This window comes from Methanosarcina mazei S-6, assembly GCF_000970205.1.
In the GTDB taxonomy this organism is placed as follows: domain Archaea; phylum Halobacteriota; class Methanosarcinia; order Methanosarcinales; family Methanosarcinaceae; genus Methanosarcina; species Methanosarcina mazei.
In genome coordinates this window covers 3,376,385-3,401,955 of sequence record NZ_CP009512.1, presented here as the reverse complement: position 1 = coordinate 3,401,955, position 25,571 = coordinate 3,376,385, and the positions used below count along the sequence as shown (strand labels likewise).

Sequence of the window (25,571 nt, the reverse complement as noted above, 5' to 3'; positions counted from 1 at the left end):
AACTCGGGAGATGTTTTTTTATTACAACGGGAGCGCAGAGGGTCACGAATACCCCTTCCTTTAGGTAGGGGATGAAGTGAACCCTCGCCTCTTCGTTTTTCTCTTTAAATCTCTAAATCATAGCTTCCTTGTATAATAATCGTAAATCGGACCGGAAACCGAGGCAAATTTCAATCACTTATGTTCATGAAACCTTGTTAGAGGATGCTTAATTATCTGTCCCCGAGTAACCGGGCGGGCGGCCCGAAGCATACCCCATCCTTTAGGGTGGGGTGGCCGCCCGCAGTTTGATTTTTAATGTTTCGGATTATTTTTCTTTTTCAGATTCTCTTTTTCATATTTGCTCATATGATAATGTGAATCTATAATTTTTCGTTTGTCCTTTTTATAGAAATTTTTGAAGCATTATTATTTCTTTTCTCATTCATGTCAATCAGTAAGATTAAGGATGAGTATATTATTAAAAAATCAAACATGTCTTATGGATGTAAAAAGCCGGAACCCTCTCAAAGGTCCTGTTCTTTGCATAATCAGTCCTGGAATCGTCTGTTTATCTGAAATACACGATAGATCCCCATTTTAAGTAATAAATATTCAATTTTTTGTTATTTTACAACGGTAGGAAAATAAAAGACGTAAATGAAAAAGCTCCTTTTTATGCTATTTCCCCAAAAAAATGTGTGACCGGATGCATAATAAATTCTTTTTTAAAGATAAATATCTATATATAAAGCAATAGCCAAGTTTAATATTGAGAACTGAATCAAAATGAGGGTGACAAATGCCCGGAAAGAATTCCACAAGTAATCTGCATAATGAAAAAAACGCTCCTGAAGAGTCCCGTAAACAAAATCATAAGCATAAAGAGCTTTTTAATTCCCATTTCTCCTCTCATTTTCTCTCTCATATATTTTCCCACACTTATTCTCATATACATTCTTACGAGCATTCGCATTTTCATGAGCATTCCCATGGGCACAGCCATACACATGGTAGAGTCGACCCTTCCATAACCACTACGAGCAAGGGGCTCTGGGCTGTCAAATGGTCTTTCATAGGACTTATGATTACAGCCGTTCTGCAGATTTTCATTGTGTATATTTCGGGCAGTGTTGCCCTTCTTGCCGATACCATCCATAACTTCGGGGACGCATCAACAGCGATCCCCCTGGCAATCGCCTTTTCCCTGGCAAGAAAAAAGCCGAGCAAACGCTTCTCTTATGGTTATGGCAGAGCAGAAGACCTTGCAGGTGTGATCATTGTTATCCTCATCCTTTTCAGTGCAGCAGTTGCGGGCTATGAATCCCTGACACGCTTCTTAAACCCTCAGCCCGTAGATCATTTGCAGGCTGTAGCCCTTGCAGCAATCATAGGCTGTATCGGAAACGAAATTGTTGCAGAGTTCCGCATGAAGGTAGGAAAAGAAATCGGGAGTGCTGCCCTTATTGCTGATGGATACCATGCAAGGGTGGACGGCTTTACCAGCCTTGCTGTCCTGTTAGGGGCAATCGGTGTGTGGTCAGGATTTCCGGTCCTTGACCCTCTTATAGGCATGCTGATAACAATTGCCATTCTCAAAATAGTCCTTGACTCAAGCAAACTCGTATTTACCCGCCTGCTTGACGGCGTTGAGCCTGAAGTCCTTGATAAGGTAAAGGATATTGCTGAAAGCGTTGATGGCGTCTGTGAAGTAACAGACCTCAGGGTACGCTGGATAGGGCACAGGCTCCATGCAGAGATTAATGCTTCTGTTGACCCTTCACTGTCTGTGGAAGAAGGGCATGAAATCGCCAACGCTGTAAGAGAAAAGCTCCTGGAAAATTTCTCTTACCTTTCCGGGACCACCATCCATGTAGATCCCCTTACAGCTTCAGGAGAGTGCTGCCACTGCGTACCTGCAGGTCCGGAGAAGAGGAAGGGAAAGCAGAAACGTATTTTGAATGTTTATCCGGGCTGAACTCCAGTATCGGCTTCATAAACCGCTTCCATTAATTATTTTCTCCCTGTTCTCTCTGCTTAAGGCATGATTCAGGCTGTAAACACCACATCTACTCTTTCCACATCCCAGAGAGCCCCGAGCTTTTCAATTATATCCTCTTTTATTGCCGGAGCAAACTGGTGGTCTGCGGGCAGGTCAACAACCACCCTGATAACTCCTGCTTCAACACTCGTTTTAAGTATAAGGTTGGTGCGAACAACATCAAGACCTGTCAGAGGGTTCATAACGTGTTTGAGCCTCTGCTGGACAACCTCTTCCGTCGTCGGTTCTTTCTCTGTGACGAGCCCGTGTTTTTCTTCGTAGTCCCGGATTGCGGCACGCAGGCCCTCAACAGCAAGCACGGAACAGTGGGCTTTTATCGGAGGAAGGCCATCAAGCTCTTCTGAAGCCTGTTTCCAGGTTATTTTTTTAGCTTCATCCAGGGTCTTTCCACGTGCAAGGTCTGTGATTACGGACCCAGTGGCAATGTTGGATGCACATCCGTAAGATTCGAATTTTATATCCTCAATGACCTTTGTCCTGGGGTCGACCTTAATGTATACTGCAACCATATCCCCGCATGCAGGGCTTCCTTCCAGGCCTTTTCCGTCAGGGTTCTCTATCTTCCCCACATTATGCGGGTTCCTGAAATGCTCAAGAACTTTTTCACTATAAGGAAACTTCATCTCACTTTTCTTTTCGATTTTCATCCTGCTCTCCCCTTTATTTTTCTATTCTTCCGCTGCTTTTTCTCTTCTCTTCATTTTTCCTTCTGCTTATTTTCTTGCAAGCGGGCTAATTTCCCTCAGCCTTGCCACAACCTCACTCATGGCATCAACTGCAGCGTCCGCATCTTCCATGCGGTTGTAACGTCCGAAAGTGAAGCGAACCGAACCATGAGCTCTTTCATGGTCCCCTCCTATCCCCCTTATAACATGGCTGGCTTCAAGGGAACGGCTGAAACAGGCTGAACCTGTGCTCACCGCAAACCCTCTCATGTCCATATGCAGGGTTATGGATTCTCCTTCCACATAATGGAAAGTCAGGTTTGCATTCTGAGGCAGGCGTTTTTCCCGGCTCCCGTTAAGAGTGACATCCGGAATTTCAGAGAGGGCTCTCTCAATTACCCTGTTCCTCATGGCTTCGAGCTGCCTGGTCTCATCTTCGGTTACAAGTTCTACTGCTGTTGCAAAACCTGCGGCTCCGGGAATATTTTCAACCCCTGCCCTCAAATTGAACTCCTGAAAGCCGCCATCCATGAATTTGCTTACTGGAGTGCCTTTTCTGATGTAGAGAGCACCTATTCCCCTGGGACCGTGAATCGTGTGGGCTGACAATGTAACCAGGTCAACAGGCAGTTCTTTTACATTCAGGGGAAGCCGGGTAAAACTGTGTGTGGCATCGGTATGCAGAAGGACATCTTTTTCTTTGCAGATCTCAGAGATTGCCTTCAGGTCCTGGACCGTCCCTATCTCCTGGTTGGCGTACTGGATTGAGACAAGAACAGTTTCTTTTGTAATTGCTTTTCTGAGCCCTTCAAGGTCTGCAAACCCTTCCCCGTCAACATTCAGAAATGTGACATCAAAACCCTGTTTCTGGAGGGATTTTGCCGTATTCAACACCGGAAAATCCTCTATCTGCAGAACAATAATATGCCTGCCTTTTTTCTCCTTAAGTGCCCAGGCTGTCCCTTTCAATGCCATGTTGCTTGATTCCGTATCTCCCGACGTGAATATTATTTCTTCGGAGTCCGCACCAAGCCTTGAGGCTATGATTTCCCTGGAGTTTTCAAGCCCTTCTTTTGCGTCAATTCCCATGGAATAGCCAAATTCGGATGTCGCTACTGCATAAGTATCAAAAAAATAGGGCTTCATTGCTTCAAGCACTCTCTCGTCCAGCCTTGTGCATGCAGAATTGTCTAGATAAATCATATTTTCAAATATTTTTCCCCCTCCTCAGATCATATAAAATTTAATTCCCGTGACTCAGTTTCTGTTTTTAATTAATACTTCATCTCCTCAGTAAAGCTGTGTTATATCCCATAAATCAATACTTTAATAAAAATTCAGAATGGTTTCAGCCAGATTTTGAGCACTTCCAGCTTAATTCCTGCCTGGAAGATCTATTTGCAGCCGGATAAGTGGATCTGGCCCGATAAATTGCGATGAAGGCCCGGGGTAAAAATGAAAGCCTGAATAATCTTACTGTTGCTGAAACTTATTTTCAACTCTCAAAGTCAGATAAAGAGAGTTATGGTTGCATCCCTTGCTTCATGGATGTACGAACCAACAGCTCCCCATTCATCCACCCATTCCGTTTGAATTTCTTCCTTTTCTATGCCCATGATCTCCATAGTCATTTCGCAGGCTATGATTTTTCCCCCAAGCTCCTTGAAGTCATTCATCAGCTTTTCCAGCGATGCAACATGGGCTTTATCCATTCTCTGTTTGATCATCTGCTTTCCAGCACCCATCATGTTCATTCTGGAAAGCGGACCTTTTTCAAGTTCCCCTTTTTTAAGCCTCATGAGCCCCCAGAAGGTAAAGTATATCGAAGCTTCCATACCCATCGCAAGGGCTCCGTTTGCAATTATAAGTGCGCTGTATACCTTATCCATATCCCCGCTGTGAAGGACGATTACCGCCTTTTCCCCCATCTCCACTCCTTTCCCGGCCTTACCTCCGGATTTTTATTTCCCATTCTTTTCCTTCTTTTTTGTCTTCAATCTCCAGCACGGTGAGCCCCAGAGCCTCACATGCCATGGGAATTTCTTTTTTTGATGCCGGATGCGTACCCTTTACAATTACAAGGTCTCCTGGAGAGGCTTTTTTAAACGCTTTTCTGCACTCTACAAGAGGTACCGGGCAGGTCTGCCCTCTAACATCTACTTCCAGTTCTGCCACTGTTATCCCCCCGGAGTAAGAGAAATGGAAGGCTCCTAAAAAATGAATGTCTTCCCCCAGATCACTATATTTCAAAAAATATATTATCGTTTCGTATGGAAATTATTATTCGGATCTGTTTTTCAATCCGAATCTTTGCTCTTTTTTATACAGGTGCATCTACCTGAAGACTTTCGTTTTCCCTCAGTTTTTTCCTGATCTTTTCCGCAACTTCGTTCAGATTGGTCCTGTCAGGTTCGGTCCATACTATTGACTTTATTCCTCTTCCTCCATCTCCCTTTTTTCTGGGAATGACATGTACATGCACATGGGGGACTTCCTGCCCTGCTACTTCCCCGTTGTTTATACCAATATTCGACCCTTCCGCTGAAAATGCTTTTTCAACCGCAGCTGTAATTTTTCTTGCAGCTTCAAAAAGTCTGGCTGTATCTTCTGCGCCCATATCTGTAAAACTATTAAAATGCTTTTTGGGAGCTATAAGAGTGTGTCCTTCACTTGCCGGGTAGATGTCAAGAAATGCACATACAGCATCATCTTCATATACCTTCTTTGAAGGAATCTCACCTGATATTATCTTGCAAAAGAGGCAATTTTCTGTCATAGAGTACCCCATAAAGGTTTATGATACTCACTTATATCAGGTTTCTGTTTCTCCGATAAACTTTAACTACTATCCGGTGCTCACTTTACATAATGTATTATAAAGTTAAATCTAAACCTTCTTTTTGTCACCGAATTAAAAACTCTGAGAGTGAATTTATATGATCGGCTATATCGCAGGTGCCCTGACAACGGTAGCTTTTGCCCCTCAGCTCATTAAAGCCCTGAAAACCGGGTCAACAAAAGATGTATCACTCCTGATGCTGTTCTGTTCAACATCGGGTATGGCTCTCTGGCTAATTCATGGGATTCAGGTAAATGATACCGCAATAATTGCTGCAAACACTATTTCCGTTATACTGGCTGCCTCTCTTCTCGGACTCAAGATTAAAAATGACTATGTGGATTTGTTTTTGAGTTTTAACCGAAAAGAAAGAGGATTTGAAAATAAAAATGCTTCTCTCAGGAAGTAACTTATGATGGCTCAACTATATATCTAATCAATTATAATTACAGTTTATATAATTAAAGTTTATTTAATTTCCAGTATAATTACAGTTTATATAATTAAAGTTTATTTAATTTCCAGTATAATTACAGTTTATATAATTAAAGTTTGTTTAATTTCCAGTATAATTACAGTTTATATAATTAAAGTTTGTTCAATTTCCAGTATAATTACAGTTTATATAATTAAAGTTTATTTAATTTCCAGTTATTCAATCTGTTTTAACATGGGGGTACAGTAATGGGCAGAACTATCAGCGGTGCATTAATAGGTATGGTTCTTACTTTTGTTTTTTATTTTATTCCGGTGGTAAATTCCGTAGCTCCTCTTCTCGGAGGCTTTCTGGCTGGTTATTATGCAGACGGCGGGTTTGAAGGAGGGCTTAAGTCAGGAGTATTGATGACTGTTTTCATGATAATCCCTGTCTTCCTGCTTGGCGGGGTTCTTGGGACTGTACTGCGCAATTCTCCAGTTCTGGGGGGATTTATAGCAGCCTCTACTTTAATAGTTGCACTGGTTGTCATAATTCATACTGCAATAACAGGCATTATTGGTTCTGTAGCAGGAGCTCTTGTAGCTGGAAGATAAGTTTCGAAATAGTTTGCCGTCAGAATTTAAACACCTTCATTTAAATACTCAGGCTTCGGTGTAAAAATGAAAAATAAAGGTGAAGAAAAAAATCTTTTTTCGTTCTTTTAAGCCTTTTTAGATCTTTTTCTTCAGAACGAAATATTCCACAAGAATCATAAACAGAGGCAGAGAGATCGCAAGAAGTATCTTTGCTACACCCATCGGCTTCTTCTGAATATCGTCTTCTCTTTCTGCACTGCTGTTCAGGATCGCCTTCCCGCCGCCTTCCCAGCTTCTCAGGGTTTCCTGTATTCCTTCGTCGTCGGTGGTCTCCTTCACAGTTCCCTCTTCTCCTTTATATTCGCCTATTGCAAAGCAGGAGTAAGCAATGGTTTCTGCCCTGAAATAAACGTAGTCATCATCTTCACCTGTTTTTTCAGTTTTCAGAGGCTTCCATTTACTGTCGTACCATAGGAGGGCTATATTGGATTCTTCAACACTGTTATTTTTTATCCAGTCCTTTTCCACTTTGAACCCTGTATAGGCATTTTTGAGAGAGTCCTCACGACCTGCCCCTTTATTTCCCAACCAGATGTTAAGCTGCTTATATATTCTTCCAGGCGGCTGCTTCTGGACAAAAATGGATTTCTCTTTGAGGACTTCTACAGTTGCTGTTGTTTTCTTAAACGTCTTCCTGGGTTCAAATTCAACATATGTGACACAGGTTGCATTTTTCGCAAAATCATATTTTACATGGTAGCCGCTCATGATGTTTCTTGTATCCAGCTCTTTAACTTCTACATTTCTTGCAGGCTCTTTAGAAACACCGCTACCCATGCTGTTGCTTTTGCTACTGCTGCCACTTCCTGAACTGGAACCTGAGCTCCTTCCATTTGTGTAGGTAGCCTGTTTGGAGACAGCGATATTCCTGGTTAATTTATTGTTTGTCTCGTCATTTTCACGTATAGCACTTCCGGAGTCAGCTACAAGTTCCATATTCAAATTCCCATCTTCTTCAGGTACCCAGGAAAAGGTGCTTTTTACGGTTTCTCCTGTGACAACCGGAGGTACTGATAACGTGCTGCTGTAGGTTTTATTGGCTCCGTTTATCTGATATCTAAGTTCGCTGCTTCCAGAATCGCTGAGCCCTCTGTTCTTTACCGATACCGTGAAAGTAACGCTATCTCCTATTCTGGGAGCTTCCGGAGTCAATGAGACTGATTCAATTATCAGGTCAGGGAGTTTTGTTTTTACGTTCACGATTTTTGAAAACTGGTTATTGTCTTCATTACTTTCGTAAACAGATTTCCCGGAATCGATAAACGCTTTTACTTCCATCTGCCCTTCTCTGTCCGGAATCAGAGAGAAGGAGACATCTGCCCCTGTCCCTGCCGGTAAGGCTGGAATATTTATACCCTCCTGATCTGGGGCAGTTCCGTTAATGTAGTATTCTGCTACAGCTTCTTCAGAGGCAAAAGTTCCCTGGTTTTTTACTTTAAGAATAAGGTTAAGCGGCTTTCCCAGTTCTCCCTCAGTCTCAGGAACAATATCTTCAATTATCAGGTCCGGAAGAAAATCTATTGCTACTGTTATGGTGGCTGTTTTTTCATTATTTTCTTCATCGCTCTCGGTTACCTGGTTATTTTCGTCAACCACGGCTTTTATTTCTGCAGATCCTTCTAATATCGGAATCCAGGTGTAAGATTTATAATCACTCTCCCCTCCTGACAGTCCGGGTATGTCCCATTCTCTAGCAGGTCTTCCGTCAATGTAGAGCATAAGTTTTGTCTCTCCCGAACTGGCAGCTCCATTGTTTATCACACTTATTCCTATGGTCTTGGGCTTTCCTGGAGAGGGATATTGAGGGTGGTTAATCGAATTTATTATCAGGTCCGGGAGGTTTTCCTTTTTGAAAGTGATGAAGCCTGCAGTTTTGACGTTATTATCCTCATTTCCTTCTTCCACCAGATTTTCTTCGTCTACTTTCGCACTTATCTCAGCTGTACTTTCGGTTTCAGGGGTCCATGAGAACGATATTTCTTCACTTTTTCCGGCTTCCATTTCAGGAACTGGGCTTTCTCCGATCCCATTTCCGTTGCTATAATATATCAGGTTTGTTGATCCCGATGCTGTATTCCCCTGATTTGTGACGGTAGCTGTAACAGTTATCTGTTCCCCGGCACCAGGAGAGTTTGTGCTCAGGTAAATATCCTCAATTACCAGGTCAGGCAGTAAGACCGTTGAATTTCCGTCATCCTCAAAAGGTATATCCTCATCTGCAGCAATTGCAACGGACACAATTCCAGGAATTATAATCGTTATTATCAATACATAGACCAAAGAATGAAAAAAATTTATTTTCATTTTCATCAGCCTCCGCCCCCACACGTCTATTAATCGGAATGTCCGGTATACCAGCAGCTTATTAACAGTAGCCATATAGTTCATTGAAATTAAGTTCCTGATTTTTATCTCGAGTAAATTTTCCAGGTTCCATTTCCAGAAGATCTGTAGCCTGCTACAAGATTACTTTGTACGATACATTACTTCTCCCGCCTTCTATTTAAGGCTCTACACTCTCAATTCTTTTTCCGCGCATTTTGATTATCGAGAATATATTATTACAAATGTTTTCTTCTGACAAGTGGAGACTTTTCATTAAGCCTCCTGTACCTCGCAATGATACCTGTTCTACCTTGACGTATTTTACAGGCAAAAAAAGAAAAAGAGATTAAAAAATGATTTGTAAAGAAATATGGTAAAGAAATACATCACATAAATATAAAAAGTATAATTTAAAAAATATTGTAGTATAAAATTAAAAAAATTAGACAATCAGGTATTTGCTTTCCTTTATCTGAGATCTACTGTTCACACCGAGTATTTCTGCAATCTCAATACCTTCACTGCCTATCTCGGAAAGCTGTGTATATATCTCCGATTTTGAGATGTATTTCTCAGTTCTTGTTCCATCGGCTTCTTCTGTTTTGATGGTGATCTCTTCCTTATTATGCCCTTTTGCAAGACACTCATGAACGATCACTCCGTATTGTTCTGCAACCACTTTGAGGCAATCGAAAACCTGGTTTGTGGATATTGCATCCTCTTCATCAAGCAGAATTTTTGAAAGAGCGTAATTTCGGATATTCGCCCTCAGATAATCCTGGACCTTTTCGGGAATCTGTGCAAGAGACATCATATCGATATGATCTCCAAGCTCTTTATCTGCAGTAATTTCCCTGTTATCGTCATAAACGAAGTAATTGAGCCCTCCACCTTCTATTCTGAACTTCCGGTTTGATTTTTTGTTTTCAAAAACAAGGCGAATATTTTTTTCGCTATCGTACTCAAGGGAAGTTACTAAAAACTCGGAAAGGTCCTGCATCTTTATTTTTTCTTCTTTTCGCAGAATTCCCGTTTTTGTCCAGCCAGGCAGGTTAAAGTTGCCGATAAGCCTGTTTACTGTCAGGGGCTCTTCCGTAAACCAGAGTTTATAGTAGTACTGAAGGCCTGAAATCGAACCTTCCATTATACCTGACACTTCGTTTGTACTGCTGGAAAGCTCGAACCTCTTTTCTGCTCCATATATCCCCGAGATTAGAAATGGCGTGAGCACCTCAAGGACTTTACTCTCAGTCTTTTGATATTCCTGAGAGGCTCCATTTTCAATTTTTCTGGCTTCAATGTCGAGAATCTCACGCTTTCTCCCGAGATTTTCGCTACAGGTAGCCAGGACTGCATCAATACAGGACGTTAAATCTTCAGTACCTATGTCATTTGCAAGTTTATTGACCAGTATGCCGAGTTTTTCCTCAAAAAGATTCATTCCCATAATTCTACTTTCTAATTTATGGAGTTCTTCTTTGTGTTTGCATTTTAGTTCTATGATAGAATTCTCCAGAGGAATTACTCTAGCAGTTATATCTATGAATACCTTCAGATCCTCAATAAAATCCCTCTGGACAGGCAGTTCCGTAGAGTCCTGGTAAATATATTTCATAAAAAGCACCCTGGAATTCTGAACTAACTCTCCAAATATTCTATGCCTTATAGCTATATAACATTTTATCCATGATCTTCAGGCATTCTTAAGTAATGCACCCCTTTCCCCAGAAAAATTCTTTTCCCCCGAATTTCCTAAAGTTTTTGGAAGGGACTTTTCCCTTCCTGAATTTAAAGAAGAACTTTTCGGACAGGGTCCAGAATTTCGTTTATGTATTTTGCAGCCGAATTTTTAAGATCCATTGGGTGGACTTTTTCTTCTGCAAAGCCACTTTCCATCTCTGAATAACTGTTGTATACAAGGTTGCCACCGAATTTCTCCGGCCTTTCAATAACTATGGTCTCATATCTCGGGAAGATATGGTAACGGAAAAGGGCAAGAATAGGATTCTCTTCCACATCTCCCATCTTGCAGAAAGCTTTCTTAAACTTCCTGTAAATCTCTTCTTCAGTATCGTCTACCGAAATAAAATTGTCCTTTGAGGAAGCCATTTTGGTCCCGTCAAGCCCGAGAAGGATAGGTGTGTGAATACAGATCGGAGTCTCAAATCCGAGGCTTTTAAGGTTTTCACGGGCAAGCATGTGGATTTTCCTCTGGTCAATCCCGCCCACTGCCACATCCACTTCAAGGAGGGCAATATCAATAGCCTGCATGAGAGGGTAAACCATCTGGGAAACCGTAGGGTCGTCCATTGCACGCCCCACTTCGTCCATGCTCCTCTTTGCCCTGTTAAGGGTGACTGCCCTTGAGAGTTTGAGCACATTTAACATGTATTCTGCTCCCAGCTGGAAATCCGACCCGTAAACGAAATCAGTCTGTTCTTCATCAAGCCCGAGAGCAATAAAGCAGCGCCTGTTGTAGTCTGCAATCTTCCTGACCTCTTCCAGAGTGCCTTTTCTGTTCAGATAAGCGTGTACATCTGCAAGCAGGACAGTGATCTTGAACCCTGCTTTTTGCAAATCTATTAACTTGTTTACGGTAAGGACATGCCCCATGTGGATTTTTCCGCTTGGCTCGTATCCTACATAAGCGCGCGGAGTTTCTTTTTTATTCAGCAGTCCTTCAAGTTCTTCTTCTGTTACAATTTCCTGAACATTCCTTTTTATAAGCTCAAGTCTGTCCATTGCATCTACATTCCTTTTCTTTTCTTACTCTGAAAAACTTAGTTTCTATTAATAAGTTTCTCTAAAAAGGTAATTCCTTCTTCGGATTTGAATTTTGGAATTTCCCAATTCTGGGTTATTCTTCTTCGCATAGATTTTACTTCTTTACCATAAACAGGATTAAAGCCTGAAATTTCACATTCTTCTTTAGAGATTATAATCCCTCTCCTCTGCCATGCAGGAAGTGCTGCAAGATTTATTCCTCTCTCAAAAAGCATCTCATGGATTTCCCATTCTTTTTTTCCTTTCAGGAATTTTCCGGCTTCATCCTTTCCCATGCCTTCGTTTCTGAGGGAATAATATCCCCAGGACGCTACAAAGTTTCTCCAGGCTTCCAGTTGCCTCCAGTGAAAGTATTCAGAAACTTCCTCTTTTTGAAGAGCTACCAGCCTGGAATCAAAAGCTATGGGTGCTTCAAGCCGCAGTTTTATTGTTAGAGCGCTGCCAAGAAAACTTGCCACAACAGAGTCTATTTTCTCAACCCTGCCGTCAAAAGGAAGGTCTGTAAACAGAAAACTGATTTCATCTGAAAAAGTATAGGCAAAATAAGGGCTTAAACCGCTTTTTTTAATGAAAAGTTCAGCAGTGTCCGCCATTGCTCTGGCGAAGGTTGTATCATATGGTTTTTCAAAGCCCAGGCCTGAAAGTGTATTTTTGAAATTCCTGCCGTCAGCGCGCAAGACCACTGGCGGGATACAGCGCATTTCAGCATAGATTTCCCGGTTTTTCATATACCTTTTCTAAAGACAATTCAGTCTTCTTTTCTCTTTTTGTATCTCTGGATAACGTCTCTAACTATAATAATATCCGCTGCGGTTATAACCCACCGGTAGGGAATAATGATACCTCTGCTGCTAATATCAAAAAGCTCCCTGTTGATGTCAGAAACAGCAAGCCCTGTTACTTTCTGTTCCTCTACATCAATTACGAGGTCCTGCAACTTCCCTACATAAACACCATTATTTGTGTATATGTTTAGGCCAAAGAGTGATGTGAGTTCTGCGCGCATTATATCCCTGCTCTATTATTAATTTAAGTTATCTATGCATTCTAAATTTATTTAAATTTCTTTCTCTACCTTATATGAAAAACATACTTATATATCTTACAGTTTTACAAGGCTCTCCCATCTATTAAAAATATGTTTTCCAGATTTTTATTTTATTTAACCTTGATGTTTACAACCAGTTAATCGTTTATTTCTTTTTCCGGGAAAGGCCTTTCAATCAACTTCATGTGATAAACACTCTGTATTTAAATAATAGGGATAAGATGTTTTTATCCAGTATGAAAACGTTTTTATTAATTAAATTCTTTTCTAAAGTTCTCCTGGGTACTGGATATTTACTCAGTAACAGGAATTCAGTTTATTAACCTGCCTTTTTTTGTATTTTGATTAAAAGATATCTGACTAAAAGATATTTGATTAAAAGATATTTGATTAAGAGATATTTAATTAAAAGACACTTGATCAAAAGATACTTGATTAAATATCTCCGATTGAAAGATATTTTATTAAAATTAATTTTATTAAAATAACTTTGATTAAAGAAATGCTTTAATTTTACTTTTTCGTAAGCGGGTTACATCATAACAAAACAGGGAATTGATCAGGTTTCTGAGATTTATTCTTTCCATCCGGAAAAATATTCTATTCTCTTAACAGAAACCTGTCTTTTTAATATTTATCTCCAAATTTTTATCTGTTTAATTTTTGCTCTTTAGATTTCCAGCTTTGAAATCCCTTTCCGGATAGTCTCTGAGGATTTTTTGAGTATCTCGCACTGGCTGTCTTCAAGTTTGAGTTCAAGAATTTCTTCTATGCCATTTGCTCCCAGTTTTACTGGCACTCCAAAGTAAATTCCTTTCTGCCCGTACTGTCCTTCAAGATATGCAGACGCCGGAAGTACGCGCCTGGAGTCCTTAATTACAGCTTCTGCCATGCGTACGATAGCTGCTGAGGGAGCATAAAAAGCACTTCCCTGTTTGAGAAGCTCTACTATTTCTGCTCCTCCATTTACTGTCCTTTCCACAAGCCTGTCAATTGTTTTTTCCGGAAGCAGTTCCGGAAGCGGGATTCCCGATACTGTGGTGTACTGCGGGAGCGGAACCATAAGGTCTCCATGCCCTCCTATGACCATTGCCTCAACGTCCCTTTTTGAACACTTAAGTTCCTCTGCTATAAAGCTTGCAAAACGTCCTGCATCAAGAACTCCACTCATCCCGAAGACTTTTTCTGGATCAAAGCCCGTTGCCTTCATAGCTACATATGTTATGATATCAAGCGGATTTGTGACGTTTATAACAATAGAGTTCGGAGCGTATTTCGCAATGTTTCCTGCTACATCCCCTATTATTTTTGAATTCGTTTTAATCAGGTCTTCCCTGCTCATTCCGGGCTTTCTGGCGATTCCTGCCGTAATAATTACCAGGTCGGAATTTGCGATATCTGCATAATCGTTAGTACCTGTTATCCTAGTGTCATAACCGTTAATTGCCCCGGCCTGCATAAGGTCAAGAGCTTTTCCCTGCGGCATCCCTTCCACAATATCTGTCATGACAATTTCGCCAGGCTCCAGTTCTGCCAGCCGCTGGACTGTTGTCGAACCTACATTTCCTGCACCAATTACGGAAATTTTAACCATTACCTGTACACCTGTATCAATATTTATTTGCAGGATATTTTCAGATTCCTGCCTCTAAAAATAGGTTTTACTCAATCAGTCTGGAGGTAACTATATCTTGATATTTATTTTTTTGGCTTTCTAGAAGTCCTTAACGTCCCTTTTACCCCTATTCTCAGGTTGAACTTCATAGGCTCTCACTCTATATTCTGTCCCCCGCAGAATTAAAGTGTACTTTCTATTATTACTAACTAAGTATATTAACCTTGTTGGTGTGGTACTTGCCGGTTTTACAGAGCAAACCTGATAACTGAATACACATGATAAACCGGTCAGGATTAGCAGATTTCTGGCTGTGATTTCTCTGTTTCAGACTTTTAACCCGGGATTTTCTGTCGCTAAAAGCTGTTATTTGTGTCCTGTAACACTTTCAGCCCTCATGCAGTATTTTTATTAAATATCACTACCAATGGTTCAGGGGAAAAATGCTGAAGAACACATATATTCACATTCCTGGTGTAGGAAAAGCGCTTGAGCAGAAAATCTGGGCTTCAGGCATACATACATGGGACGAATTCCTTGAAATGGAAGACAGGGTTTTAATTCCTTCTGTCAAGAAAGCCAGAATCTGTGAAGGAATAAAGGTATCTTCCAGCCATCTCGCTGCAAAGGACTGCTTCTTTTTCTCACAGCGCCTCCCTTCTGCAGAGCACTGGAGGGCGTACTCTCTATTTTCTGACTCTGTTGCTTTTTTTGATATCGAAACCACAGGTCTTTCGCCCTGCAGGGATAAAATAACCGTTGTTGGAATCTATAATGGAAATGAAGTCAAAACGTATGTAAGAGGAACGAACCTTGAGGATCTTGTAGAGGAATTCTCCAGATACAGGCTTCTTGTGTCTTTTAACGGAGCCCGTTTTGATATCCCTTTCATAAAATCCGAATTTCCCGAAATAGAGTTCAAACAGCTCCATATAGACCTGATGTATCCTCTCAGGCGTATAGGGTATGGAGGGGGCTTAAAAAAAATTGAAAAGCTTCTCGGGATCTGCAGAAGCGAGGATACGGATGGAATGGACGGATTTGATGCCGTTAGGCTCTGGAAAAAGTACGAAAAAGGAGATCTTGAAGCCCTCAACCTGCTTGTTAAATATAACAGAGAGGACATAGTAAACCTGAAAACTATTATTGAACTTACTTACCCTAAAATGGTTGAAAATGCTCTGAAGATATGAAAAGTATATTTTTTCTTTCGAGGGTTTCGCCAAAAAGTAGAAATGTCAGTAACAGGAATATATTGTCGGTTAATAACTGAATTTATGATTGACAACTGCGCTTATATTACTGTTCTGGATTTTTACCTTACTGATTCCTGTTAGTTTTCGTAACAGGATTGTATATGTAGCCTACATTCGGCAGGTTGACGTAATTAGAGATAGATATTTTCATATTTTTCTCCCATGAGCCTCAGTATCTTCCAGTGAATATCCTCCATATTCAATATTTCGGACTCTATTTCTCCTTGTTTCTGAATCCTAAGTTCTGTAATTCCCTGGAAATTGAAAAATATCCATCTCATTGTAGGTCTTTTTGTTGGCTTCCCTTTTTGATCTGGAACCGTTTCATTTTCTTCTTCTAACTTTGTTCTTAATTTCCATTCTGCAATTGAATAAATCATTAAGCAGAGAACCATTATCATAGTCAGTGCTTCAATTCGGGATTTTTTCTTGAGGTAAACTTTCGATATGCTAAACGTATCACTTTTCAAGAACCTGAATCCTTTTTCTACATTGTCCTGTCCTTTGTAATACTTCAGCATATCTTCAGGAGAAATACTGATATCATTACTTGCAAGAATGAAAAGTCCCATTTTCTCCATTTCTTTCAAAACAAAAGCTTCATTAGTCTTTAAACTGCCATCAATCCTGTAATAAGTCTTTAATTTCTCATCTTTTGAAGGTCTGCCTCTTTTACCCGATTCACGTTTTTTAATGGCTTTCAAATCAACATTTTCAAACACAATTGAGGGGAAATCTTGAATCCATTTCTCTGCGGCTTTTAATGCATCATCTTCACAGAAGAAGTCCTCTCCTTTCAGCTTTTTAAAAGACTTCTCTGCTTTTTCAAACTCTTTGTCAAGCTTTGTTCTGAGAGTTTGCTCTTTTTTCTCTTTCATCTTGTGAGAAAGCAGCAAAACCCACTTTTGTTTAACTCCACCATATTCCACAAAGGTTTGATAAAATGAGTATCTTTCGTCGCTTTTTAGCGTTTTCAGGTTCAGATTTGCAGCTAACAGTTCCTTTGCCTCGGTAATTGTTGCAGGAACGCGACTGATCCAGAATGACGTTCCTATGTTCTTGATATTATTGTCTGTGTAAAAGGAACTATCAGCGACATAGTACACTTTGCTTTCAGGCCTTAGAACTGATTTAAGAGAGTTGATAGCTTCCAGAATTGTGTTTTTGTCGGAAGCATTTCCTGAATGGGTGTTCATGAAAAGAGGTATGCCATGCTGATTAACAATCAAGCTCAGTACAAATTGTTTGAGGTCCCATCTTCCGTTTTTGGGAATTCCAAAAGTAATATCAATAGACTCAGTTTCTTCGTCTTCATAATCCCCATAAACGCTGACACTTGTAGTGTCAGCGTGTAAACAGTGAACAGGAATAGGTAGACGAGCCATAATGTGAAGAGCAATTTCCGTAAACAGTTTTGTAGGGCCATATTTTACGATTCTATCAAGAGTCTCTCCGATAGCATATTGATTCAGGTCTTCTCTTGTTACATTGTCTCCGAAAAGCCTTTCAGTAGAAATGTTTTTGAAAAAATCAGGAAAAAGGTACAGACGTTGCCCTATGAAACCAAGACCATTGAGTACCATGGCAAGGATGCAAACTGAGTGAGGAACATTGTGATCCCTTTCCTTGGGAAGTTTCTCATCGATCAGTTTGTCAACTTCAAGTTCTCTGAAAACTCCAGCCATGAGACCAAGGTGACCTAAGAACCTTGTACGTTTTAAGGAAGATTCAACTCTTCTACTACTGTTTTTCTCTGACATGGGAAGACCAGGAAAGAGATATAAAATTAATAATATTAATCTATATGTTTACCTGCCGAGAGTAGGATGTAGTTGAACAGGCTCTCTATAGTATTGAAGGTTATTATATACTTTAAAACAAAGGGGAATTCAATGGCAGTAACACTGAAGTTCGGGGATAAAGTCACTGTGGCAGATGTAAGAAAACTCCATGATATGGAAGATGTGGTATTTGATAGAGAATGGTTTGAAAAGACCGATGAAATGAACAGAGATATGTATTATATGTTCAGGGATCTTGCCAGAAGTGATTCTGATCTTGAGATTATCAAATCCCGCCACCTCAGGTATGACATTACAAGAATCCCTCCCGGAATGCTCGGGTCGGAGTATATTAAAACCGTTGGCCACTACCATCCTCAAGTTCCGGGAACAGACGTCTCCTATCCTGAGATTTACCAGGTGCTTGAAGGCTCAGCTACCTACCTGCTGCAAAAGGTGGAGCCCGGAGAAGAAGAAATTGTTCTGGACGTTGCGGTTATCAAGGCTGAAAAAGGGGATCTGGTTCTTGTTCCACCAGGATACGGGCACGTAACAATAAATTCCTCTGAAAATACTCTTGAGATGGCAAACTGGGTTTGCGGGGACTTCTCTTCGTTCTATGAGCCTATAAAGAGGCTTTCCGGAGCCGCCTATTTCCTACTTAAAGACGGTTTTGCCAAAAACCCCCTTTATAGAAATATCCCGCCCATACGTTATACTGCACCTCTAAGCTCTGAAGAATTCGGGCTTGATCCCGGAGAAAGCATGTATGAACTTATACACGATGCTGACAGGCTAAGGTTCCTGACAGCTCCTCAGGAGTTTATGGGATTTCTGGCAGGAGTGCTCTGAAATAGGCTCCTGAATTTTATAATGGGTAAGGACTTTGTATCCGGTATTCATCCCAAAAGCTACTTTTAGAAGCTTCAGTTTTACCTTTTTATAATTCTTGAAAGCAGAGGTTTACAAACAGAAGTCCAATACAGATCGAAAGGGTGCTTTCCTTTCGATAATACCCGATAATACATAACTTATAATAGGTATAAATACCTTCAATTACTGGAGGGTTGAAATGCAAAAAAATGGATACCGTATTCAGTTTACATCATCCAGAATCAGAGATCTCATGTACAGGACCACATTTGATCCTAAGAAAATGGATGGAGATATTATTCTTAATCTTTCCCTTATTGATAAAAAAGACCTGGACGATGTTCTCGGCATCTTTAAGATGGTAATCTCAAGCGGGCTTTCCGTTACTCCCTATGTGAAAGTTATTTCGGAAGGGGAGTCCATAGGAGACATGACCATTGAGAAGGGAAAGGTAGGAATCGGAACAGTATGCAGCATAACTATTGACGGCGTGCTGCTGAAAGCGGGGATCCCCGTAAACCCCAAGCTTGGAGGGGTTGTTCAGATCCGAAATGGAATTCCTGTACGCTTCACTGATGTGCTCACGTATGTAAGTACAACCGTTGACCCCCTTGAAATCCTGATGTCTCAGGGAATCACTTCAGTATCTGAAATGCTCAGAACAGGTTCCGGCAAGGTTCTTGCAAACCTCAGGGAGGCTCCCATGGTTGCAAGGGATGAGATTGAAAGCAACCTGTCTGATCTTCTGGACGCGGGTTTCAGCGGAATTCTGGAAGTGGGAGAGCCCAATACAAGAGTGCTTGATGTCCCTATTGAGAGGGACCATCTGGGAATAGTCGTTATTGGTGGGACCAATCCTATGGCTGTTGTGCAGGAGTATGGGATTCCTATAGATACAAGTGCCATGTCGAGGTTAATTTCTTTTAAGGAGATGAGCCGGATCGAGGATCTGGTCTGAAACTCGCGTCTGTTTGAACCTGAATATAATTCCTGTTCCGCAAATTCCTGTTTCAGAAAGTCTTTGCTTCATTGACCTTGAACTTCTTTTCTGCGGAAACCAGGCTTTCCGGATAGTTTCCGGAGGGCTGCCCCTTCTTATCCTATATTTGCTTTTCTTCGAAGTTGTTCCCCTATGAAAAAGTCAAGTTTCCTGGCAAACTCTTCTTTTGCATTCTCAGGAATGGTTGCTCCTGCGGCAATATCATGCCCGCCGCCCGCACCTCCGACTTCTGCCGAAACGGTTGACATTGCTTCAGACAGGTTTACTCCTCTGCGGATAAGGTCCTGCGTGCCTCTTGCTGATACCTTAATCCCTCCTTCTGCCTTTGCAAAAGCAATAATCGGAAGGTTTCTGTTTTCAACTATTGTGGAACTCATGCCTGCAATTATTCCCACAATGGTTTCCTTAATCTGAGAACCTGCATCAAAATACTGGATGTTTTCCAGCTGGGTGACTCCATTCTCTTTTACGTACATAAGCCCGTTGACAAGGTTTTGCCTGTGTTCTGCTAGAAGCTTTCTGGCGTCTTCGTAAGCAGTTTCCCTGTCTCCCATACAGACTGCAAGTCCTATTTCTGCATGGTCGTATCTCGCAGTAGCATTGAGAAGTGTAGAAAATTCGGAGGCGTCTCTCATTTCCGTTCCTTCACGTTCTTTAAGAAGGACATAGACCTCGCCTATCAGCCGTTCAATTTTGTACGAAGGTATCCCTGATTTCAGGCAGTACTGGAAAAGTCCCGAAATTATTTTCTGTTTTTCCGTAATCTCCAGGTCAATCCAGCGCCTCCAGCGTTCGTCCTGGCTGAAACGGATATTCAGGGAATGAAGGAAATTAATGGAGGCTTCTTCATCTCCGGTAAGTCCGGGAAGATATGGATCGGATGAGTACTGCAAAAGCTTGTAAATAGGGCGGGTTTGCTTCCCGAACAGGGTCAAGTCTTTTTTGAACTCAAGATCCCCTCCTTTTACTCCTTCTTCCAGAATTATCCTGTTAATCCCTACAAGCTGCCCCATTTTCAGGTGCTGCATATCTCCTATAGCGCCGACTATGGCAAGTGAGGAAAGATCCCTGTTTTTTCCCAGGGCTGAAGCAAGAAGGTAAGTGCTTCCCGAACCGCTAAGTTCGTAAGAGCCGTTTGCCCCAAAAAGGTGAGGGTTTAAGTGAAATTCAAGGGTCCCCTGCGGCTGGTGATGGTCTGAGATTACGGCATTGATCCCGCGGGACTTTATATGCTCGCACATTCCGCTTCCAAGGTCTGTAAAAACCACAAGTTCATGGTTCTCATCTGCAATGGTATTGAGGGCTTTTTCATCGAGCTGCTTTACAAAACGGGTTGTATAATCAAAATTTCCCCTTTCAAGAGCTGTACAGATAATCCCCGCAGAAGTCAGTCCGTCTGCATCTATATGGGATACTACATGTACAGATCTATGTTTTTTGATTTTTTCGGCACATCTGCCTGCTTCTTTTCTGAATATTTCTATGATTTCAGTCATCGGTTTCTCCGGAATTCTCTGCTGGCTTCGGTTTAATATCTTTCTCCCAGCGGCTCTTTCTCCCCCATTCTTTCGGGTTTATTATGTAATCTTTTCCATCCCTTCTTATTTCCGGAAAGTTTCGTATTTCCTGAAGTGTGAGCTTGGGACTTTCCGAATTGTAGCTCTTCTCCAGATCTTCCCAGGGGACCATATACGCTTCCCTTCCATGTCCCGCTCCGAGGCGGAGTTCCACTGCCAGAAAGCCCCTTCTTCCAGACCTGTTAAGGTAGTCTGAAATTCTGTCTATCTGATGAATGCCTTTTTTGTCCACTGTAAAATGCTGGGAAAAGTAAAGCGCAGTTGCTCCTTTATCTACTGAGATACTTTTGCATTCTATACCCATATAAAGGTCAGGGTCAAGGGAATCTACAAGTACGTCAAGGAACTGAGATGTAAACCTGTGCTGTTTAAGCCTGTAAGAGATGGCTCTTATGCCTTTTTCCTCAATGTATGCGTTAAATGAGTTTACAAGCACACGTTCGAATTCGGTCACAAAATCCATTCTCCTGCTTTAATCTTATTTGCTAGATCTGTACCTTAATAATAAAAGTTTATACGGGTTGTTTTACAGGATAACTTTTCTTTTAATATTTGATGTGCTGAAAATCGAAATTTACCAGCTTCCGGACTATCTTTTTTAATAAATATTTCTCAATAGATATAACAGTTATGAAGTTCAGGATAAAAATCGGGGCGAAGTTCGGACAAACACAAGGATAAAGTGCAGGACGATAACAGGGGTTAAATTCAGGATATAAATCTGGGTAAAGTTCAGAATAAAAGTCGGGATGAAGTTCAGGATAAAAATCCAGATCTAAAAAAGTTAAGGCAGGAAATTTTATAGAAAAATCAGTGCCGATCAACATTTTGACCGGCTAATCTAAAATTCTACTTTAGCTGGTTTAATTTAATTTGATATGATAAAGGTCACAAAGTCCGGGCTAAGTCTTGTTTCCCTTACAAGTTTCTCAATGGTGTCTTCATCGGAAAGGCCTTCTTCTTTTAATTCCTTTATACGGTCAAATACATGCTCGGAAACTTCTGAGTACTCATTAATGTCTTTTCTGTGTCCCCACACATCACCTTCAAGAAGTGCAATGTTCTGCATAGAAAGATACATCTGTGCAGAACTGGAAATTGTTCTCTTGTATGAGCTTGGGATGTGGATCGCTTTTACTTCCGGACACTTCAGAATGAGCTTGAAAATGTCCTTGTTGGATGGTCTAAAAGCGAGATGGACAATTTCCTCATTGAGTTTTAAAGTGTCAATTTCTTCTTTTGAGCTTACAACTCTAATTTTCATTTTTATCACCGTTCTTTCCAGGTTTTTTAGAGTTTGTTCAGGGTTTCTTAGGGTTCTTTTTAGGGTTTCTTTAAATTTGATTCAGGGATTCCCAGGGTTTGATTCGGATTCTCGAAATTTTGATTTTCGAAATTTTCTTTTAATGCCCCTGGAGTTTATTTATTTTTCAGTTAATTTCGATTTTCAGGGTTATCAGTGTTAATTCAGATTAATTCCGGTTCATAAGCCCAATATTACAGTTTGTTTATCTCTAAAATTCTGCTTTCAGGCAATTTTGAACCTGCATATCACGTTTTTTAATGTTAAGGACTCATAATATTTATTTTTTTATGAATGTTTTTAAACTTTTATTTTTATCAAAAATTTATTCTTAAAGCCATATTTTTTAATAACTGTCTTTTTGATCGTGTATTTTTTATTAAATTCAAATTTTTATACATTGAAATTCATCTTCAAGTGACTCATTTTTATTTTCTGAGTTCTGAAGATTATTTTCCGAAAATCAATTGAATTTTATCTTTTTCTTACCGAGCGTTATCGGTTTGTACTGTTATTGAAGGGGTATACGATATTATACTATACTATTTAACATTTTTCTGTAAATCCTCTCATAGAATGTATTAATTTGAATGCGCTGGATTGGGATTTTGGCTGGTAATCATTAATTAATGTTTTTGTCCCCTTTTCTCAACGTCATTATCTTAAAACTCTGAGTATCTATGATTTTCAAGTCTGTATATCCCCGCCACTCTTTTAAATCCGTATCCAGACTGAATTTCTGTCATTATAAGTTCTTTTATTAAGGCTGAGTCAACTTATTGATGTAGATATTTTGGCTTAGATTCAATCTAAATTTTCTCCTGACTTACTTTATTTACACAGTACTATTTATATTTTTACATTACTTTTATTTGCCAGATATTAAAATAATATAATAATCATAGTTAGTATAAAGAAAGGGTTATGAGGAATATGTGCGCAATACTGCTCATTTTTTTAATTACAGCATTTCAAATCTTTTAGTAAAACATTTAGGTCTGTGTCGAAAACATTGCAGAAGTACAGTTACAGAAATACGGTTACAAGAATACGGTTACAAAAGTACAGTTATAAAAATACGGTTACAAAAGTACAGTTATAAAAATACAGTTATAAAAATATGCTTAATATATAGTTATAAAAATATAGTTCTAAGTTGATAATTATGCTGATATTTAAAACAGTTGAGAGCTAAGAGCTTGAATTCAAATTATGTTTCAAGTGAATATGCTGATCGGAATCTCTAAAAATATCGAATAAGTATTATGAATACAATATTAAAAATGACTATATGTTAAAGTCTCTTGAGGATCGTTTTAATAATCTTTAATACTCAATAACCTGGGGCTCCGGATGAATTCCAGAGCCCAAGGTGGTTAATATATTGCCTGGCTGGAAAATCCGGTCTCCGGTTATTTCATATCTCCATTTTTTAATCCTTCAGGGGTTTTGACATGTATACTCCGTCAAGATCGTATCCCAGTTTCCTATAATATTCCCTTGCGCCTATTCCGCTAATTATAGAAAGCTTGCCGTAGCCGGATTCGGATGCCGTTTTTTCTGCATGTTCAATAAGTTCCTTTCCATAACCCCTGTGTTGCCATTCTTTTTGTTTTGCGCCTTTTCCTACAGGCACCATGGAGCCGTAAACATGCAGTTCCCTTATAAGTGCAGAGCCCTGCAGTTCTTCTCTGTGAGGTTCGGCAGGGAAACGCAAACGTGTAAAACCTATCAGGACATCTGCCGAAAGGTCTTCAAAAGCGATGAAGTGTTCTTTACCGTTACAGGCTTCGTAAGATTCCACAGTAAGCTCGATGTCTTTTTCATTTATCCTTCTTCCTTTCAGGCTGTTGTGTCCGACCTCTCTGCAGCGTATGCAGCGGCATTTCCCTCCCTTTTCCCGGAGTTTCTCCTCTGCAAGCTGCCTTAGGTTACTTTTCCTCACGCCTGCAAAGATCTGGTGGGCAGGAATATCCCTCTGGATGCGCTGAAGCCTTACCCATTTAGGCAGGACAGCCTTTATATCTGCGACAAGTTCTGCAGCTTCTTCGTCTGAAAGAGCCTGATATTCTCCGGATTTCCACATTCTGTACAGGGGGGTGCCTTCGGTTACAAGGGTAGGATATATTTTCAGGTAATCCGGCCTGAAACGCTGGTCATCGAAGAGCTTTTTAAATCCCCTCAGGTCAAGTTCGGAGTCCGCTCCAGGAAGGTGAGGCATCATGTGAAAGCCTACTTTAAATGCACTGTCTCTTAATACCCTGTTAGCTCTGACAATTTCTGCAACTCCATGCCCTCTCTGCATCCGGGATAATACAAAATCATAAACGCTCTGGACTCCAATCTCTACCTTTGTCCCTCCAAGCCTGAGGAATTCGTCTACATGTTCTTCTCTTGCCCAATCAGGTCTTGTCTCAAAGGTTATGCCAACGTTTCGGATGTCAGCTGTTTCGTTTGCTTTCTGAACCTCTTCAAGCGGAACATAAGGCAAGGACTTTCCGATCGTCCAGGCTTTATCCCTCCATTCCATGCCTGTAAAATCGTTCATTGCTTCAAGGCAGCGTTTGGTAAACCATTCCTGATAGTCAAGGCTGCGTGCTGAAAAAGTGCCTCCCATCACTATAAGCTCAACTTTTTCAACATCATGCCCTATCTCTTTTAGCTGGGAAAGCCTGGACTGAACCTGGGAGTAAGGGTCAAATTCATGCTGAATTGCTCTCATTGCTGCAGGTTCCCTTCCCATGTAGCTCTGAGGGGATTTAAATGAGGAATTCGGACCTCCCGGACAGGGCAGGCAAACCCCGTGAGGGCATGGGGCAGGAGAGGTCATTACAGCAATTACCGCGACTCCGGAAATCGTCCTTACGGGTTTTCTCCTGAGGAACTCTTTTATTAGAGCCTGCTCCTCAGGTGTGCCCTGCATAATAATATCCCCATTTCTAGGCAGGCTGGCAAGATGATACAGCTTACTCACATCTTTTTTCACTTTGTTTAACTGGTCTTCGTCTTTTATTTCCCCGGCAAGCACCTTTTCAAGGATGTTCCTGCAGGCCCTGTTGTAATCAGCTTCTTTCATCTCAAATTCCGTCTTTAGGGTCATATTCCAGGCTCTTTCATTGGCATCTGCAACTGAAATCCTTAACCTGAACTTGTAATCAGGTTCCAGGGAGGGATTCATAAATTTTAAATTCCTGTTTTTAAGCTTTGATAAGCTACTTCTGGTGAGCCTGCTTAATTCTGATAAACCTGCTACCGGGTCTTAAAAAAGATAATTCCAGTCTTTTTTATTTTGTAGCTACTATCCAGTTCCCGGTAACTGTATCTGGCTCCGGTATTAATGCATTAATCATAGTATAAAGTACCGGTTCCAGTGTAATATACAAAGCACAG

Annotated in this window: 22 protein-coding genes; 6 read left to right on the top strand and 16 right to left on the bottom strand. The window is 40.7% G+C overall.

The genetic code is table 11. From position 1 onward, the window contains the following. The first annotated feature begins 781 nt into the window (after window positions 1–781). The gene (locus MSMAS_RS14515) at window positions 782–1,957 is read left to right on the top strand and encodes a cation diffusion facilitator family transporter (protein ID WP_196296801.1); all 1,176 of its coding nucleotides are present in this window, start codon (window positions 782–784) and stop codon (window positions 1,955–1,957) included. 71 nt (window positions 1,958–2,028) lie between these two features. Here the strand turns inward: MSMAS_RS14515 and MSMAS_RS14510 are convergent, their stop codons facing one another. From MSMAS_RS14510 to MSMAS_RS14490, 5 genes are all read right to left on the bottom strand, one after another. Further along, a complete protein-coding gene (locus tag MSMAS_RS14510; protein WP_011033886.1) occupies window positions 2,029–2,688 on the bottom strand; it encodes an iron-sulfur cluster assembly scaffold protein in 660 nt (219 codons plus the stop codon). 66 nt (window positions 2,689–2,754) lie between these two features. Next, window positions 2,755–3,909: a cysteine desulfurase family protein gene (locus MSMAS_RS14505; RefSeq protein WP_011033887.1), complete on the bottom strand. Its 1,155-nt coding sequence runs from the start codon at window positions 3,907–3,909 to the stop codon at window positions 2,755–2,757. 305 nt (window positions 3,910–4,214) lie between these two features. Continuing rightward, complete coding sequence (locus MSMAS_RS14500) at window positions 4,215–4,634, bottom strand: DsrE/DsrF/DrsH-like family protein (protein WP_015412222.1); 420 nt, start codon at window positions 4,632–4,634, stop codon at window positions 4,215–4,217. 19 nt (window positions 4,635–4,653) lie between these two features. Next, window positions 4,654–4,881: a sulfurtransferase TusA family protein gene (locus MSMAS_RS14495; RefSeq protein ID WP_011033889.1), complete on the bottom strand. Its 228-nt coding sequence runs from the start codon at window positions 4,879–4,881 to the stop codon at window positions 4,654–4,656. Window positions 4,882–5,026: 145 nt separating this feature from the next. Then, window positions 5,027–5,482 carry an HIT family protein gene (locus MSMAS_RS14490; protein ID WP_015412223.1) on the bottom strand — a complete coding sequence of 152 codons (456 nt, stop codon included), beginning with the start codon at window positions 5,480–5,482 and terminating at the stop codon, window positions 5,027–5,029. Between the two features lie 160 nt (window positions 5,483–5,642). Here MSMAS_RS14490 and MSMAS_RS14485 point away from each other — a divergent pair, with 160 nt between their 5' ends. Further along, window positions 5,643–5,954: a SemiSWEET family sugar transporter gene (locus tag MSMAS_RS14485; RefSeq protein WP_011033891.1), complete on the top strand. Its 312-nt coding sequence runs from the start codon at window positions 5,643–5,645 to the stop codon at window positions 5,952–5,954. A 275-nt stretch (window positions 5,955–6,229) separates the two neighbouring features. Then, window positions 6,230–6,577 carry a DUF5518 domain-containing protein gene (locus MSMAS_RS14480; protein ID WP_048036328.1) on the top strand — a complete coding sequence of 116 codons (348 nt, stop codon included), beginning with the start codon at window positions 6,230–6,232 and terminating at the stop codon, window positions 6,575–6,577. Window positions 6,578–6,694: 117 nt separating this feature from the next. On the opposite strand, the gene MSMAS_RS14475 is transcribed toward MSMAS_RS14480, so the two are convergent. The 6 genes from MSMAS_RS14475 to mdh all read right to left on the bottom strand — a co-directional run bounded on the left by MSMAS_RS14475 (window position 6,695) and on the right by mdh (window position 14,370). Continuing rightward, window positions 6,695–8,887 (bottom strand): CARDB domain-containing protein, encoded by a 2,193-nt coding sequence (locus tag MSMAS_RS14475; RefSeq protein ID WP_230633277.1) that lies wholly within the window; start codon window positions 8,885–8,887, stop codon window positions 6,695–6,697. A 499-nt stretch (window positions 8,888–9,386) separates the two neighbouring features. Further along, window positions 9,387–10,559 carry a hypothetical protein gene (locus MSMAS_RS14470; RefSeq protein ID WP_011033894.1) on the bottom strand — a complete coding sequence of 391 codons (1,173 nt, stop codon included), beginning with the start codon at window positions 10,557–10,559 and terminating at the stop codon, window positions 9,387–9,389. Window positions 10,560–10,732: 173 nt separating this feature from the next. Beyond that, window positions 10,733–11,686 (bottom strand): tyrosine--tRNA ligase, encoded by a 954-nt coding sequence (locus MSMAS_RS14465; protein ID WP_011033895.1) that lies wholly within the window; start codon window positions 11,684–11,686, stop codon window positions 10,733–10,735. A 38-nt stretch (window positions 11,687–11,724) separates the two neighbouring features. Continuing rightward, complete coding sequence (locus MSMAS_RS14460; protein WP_011033896.1) at window positions 11,725–12,456, bottom strand: tRNA(His) guanylyltransferase Thg1 family protein; 732 nt, start codon at window positions 12,454–12,456, stop codon at window positions 11,725–11,727. A 20-nt stretch (window positions 12,457–12,476) separates the two neighbouring features. Further along, on the bottom strand, window positions 12,477–12,734 hold the full coding sequence (locus MSMAS_RS14455; RefSeq protein ID WP_011033897.1) for a PRC-barrel domain-containing protein: 258 nt from the start codon (window positions 12,732–12,734) through the stop codon (window positions 12,477–12,479). Window positions 12,735–13,446: 712 nt separating this feature from the next. Then, window positions 13,447–14,370, bottom strand: a complete 924-nt coding sequence (mdh, locus tag MSMAS_RS14450) for a malate dehydrogenase (protein ID WP_011033898.1) — start codon at window positions 14,368–14,370, stop codon at window positions 13,447–13,449. Between the two features lie 464 nt (window positions 14,371–14,834). Between mdh and MSMAS_RS14445 the strand changes: the two genes are divergently transcribed. After that, a complete protein-coding gene (locus tag MSMAS_RS14445) occupies window positions 14,835–15,584 on the top strand; it encodes a ribonuclease H-like domain-containing protein (RefSeq protein ID WP_011033899.1) in 750 nt (249 codons plus the stop codon). A gap of 194 nt (window positions 15,585–15,778) precedes the next feature. Here the strand turns inward: MSMAS_RS14445 and MSMAS_RS14440 are convergent, their stop codons facing one another. Continuing rightward, window positions 15,779–17,407, bottom strand: a complete 1,629-nt coding sequence (locus tag MSMAS_RS14440; protein WP_011032145.1) for an IS1634-like element ISMma3 family transposase — start codon at window positions 17,405–17,407, stop codon at window positions 15,779–15,781. A 132-nt stretch (window positions 17,408–17,539) separates the two neighbouring features. Here MSMAS_RS14440 and MSMAS_RS14435 point away from each other — a divergent pair, with 132 nt between their 5' ends. Together MSMAS_RS14435 and nrpRII are read left to right on the top strand one after the other, a co-directional pair. Continuing rightward, a complete protein-coding gene (locus tag MSMAS_RS14435) occupies window positions 17,540–18,280 on the top strand; it encodes a glucose-6-phosphate isomerase family protein (RefSeq protein WP_011033900.1) in 741 nt (246 codons plus the stop codon). 220 nt (window positions 18,281–18,500) lie between these two features. Beyond that, a complete protein-coding gene (nrpRII, locus tag MSMAS_RS14430; RefSeq protein WP_011033901.1) occupies window positions 18,501–19,259 on the top strand; it encodes a global nitrogen regulator NrpRII in 759 nt (252 codons plus the stop codon). A 137-nt stretch (window positions 19,260–19,396) separates the two neighbouring features. Here the strand turns inward: nrpRII and MSMAS_RS14425 are convergent, their stop codons facing one another. The 4 genes from MSMAS_RS14425 to MSMAS_RS14410 all read right to left on the bottom strand — a co-directional run bounded on the left by MSMAS_RS14425 (window position 19,397) and on the right by MSMAS_RS14410 (window position 25,257). After that, the gene (locus MSMAS_RS14425; protein WP_011033902.1) at window positions 19,397–20,797 is read right to left on the bottom strand and encodes a DHHA1 domain-containing protein; all 1,401 of its coding nucleotides are present in this window, start codon (window positions 20,795–20,797) and stop codon (window positions 19,397–19,399) included. Beyond that, a complete protein-coding gene (locus MSMAS_RS14420; RefSeq protein ID WP_011033903.1) occupies window positions 20,790–21,332 on the bottom strand; it encodes a hypothetical protein in 543 nt (180 codons plus the stop codon). Before MSMAS_RS14420 ends, MSMAS_RS14425 begins: the two co-directional genes overlap by 8 nt. A 414-nt stretch (window positions 21,333–21,746) precedes the next feature. Further along, entirely contained in the window at window positions 21,747–22,142 is a 396-nt protein-coding gene (locus MSMAS_RS14415; protein ID WP_011033905.1) for a DUF1699 family protein, read from the bottom strand. Window positions 22,143–23,613: 1,471 nt separating this feature from the next. After that, window positions 23,614–25,257 carry a tRNA uridine(34) 5-carboxymethylaminomethyl modification radical SAM/GNAT enzyme Elp3 gene (locus MSMAS_RS14410; RefSeq protein ID WP_048041494.1) on the bottom strand — a complete coding sequence of 548 codons (1,644 nt, stop codon included), beginning with the start codon at window positions 25,255–25,257 and terminating at the stop codon, window positions 23,614–23,616. Between the last annotated feature and the right edge of the window lie 314 nt (window positions 25,258–25,571).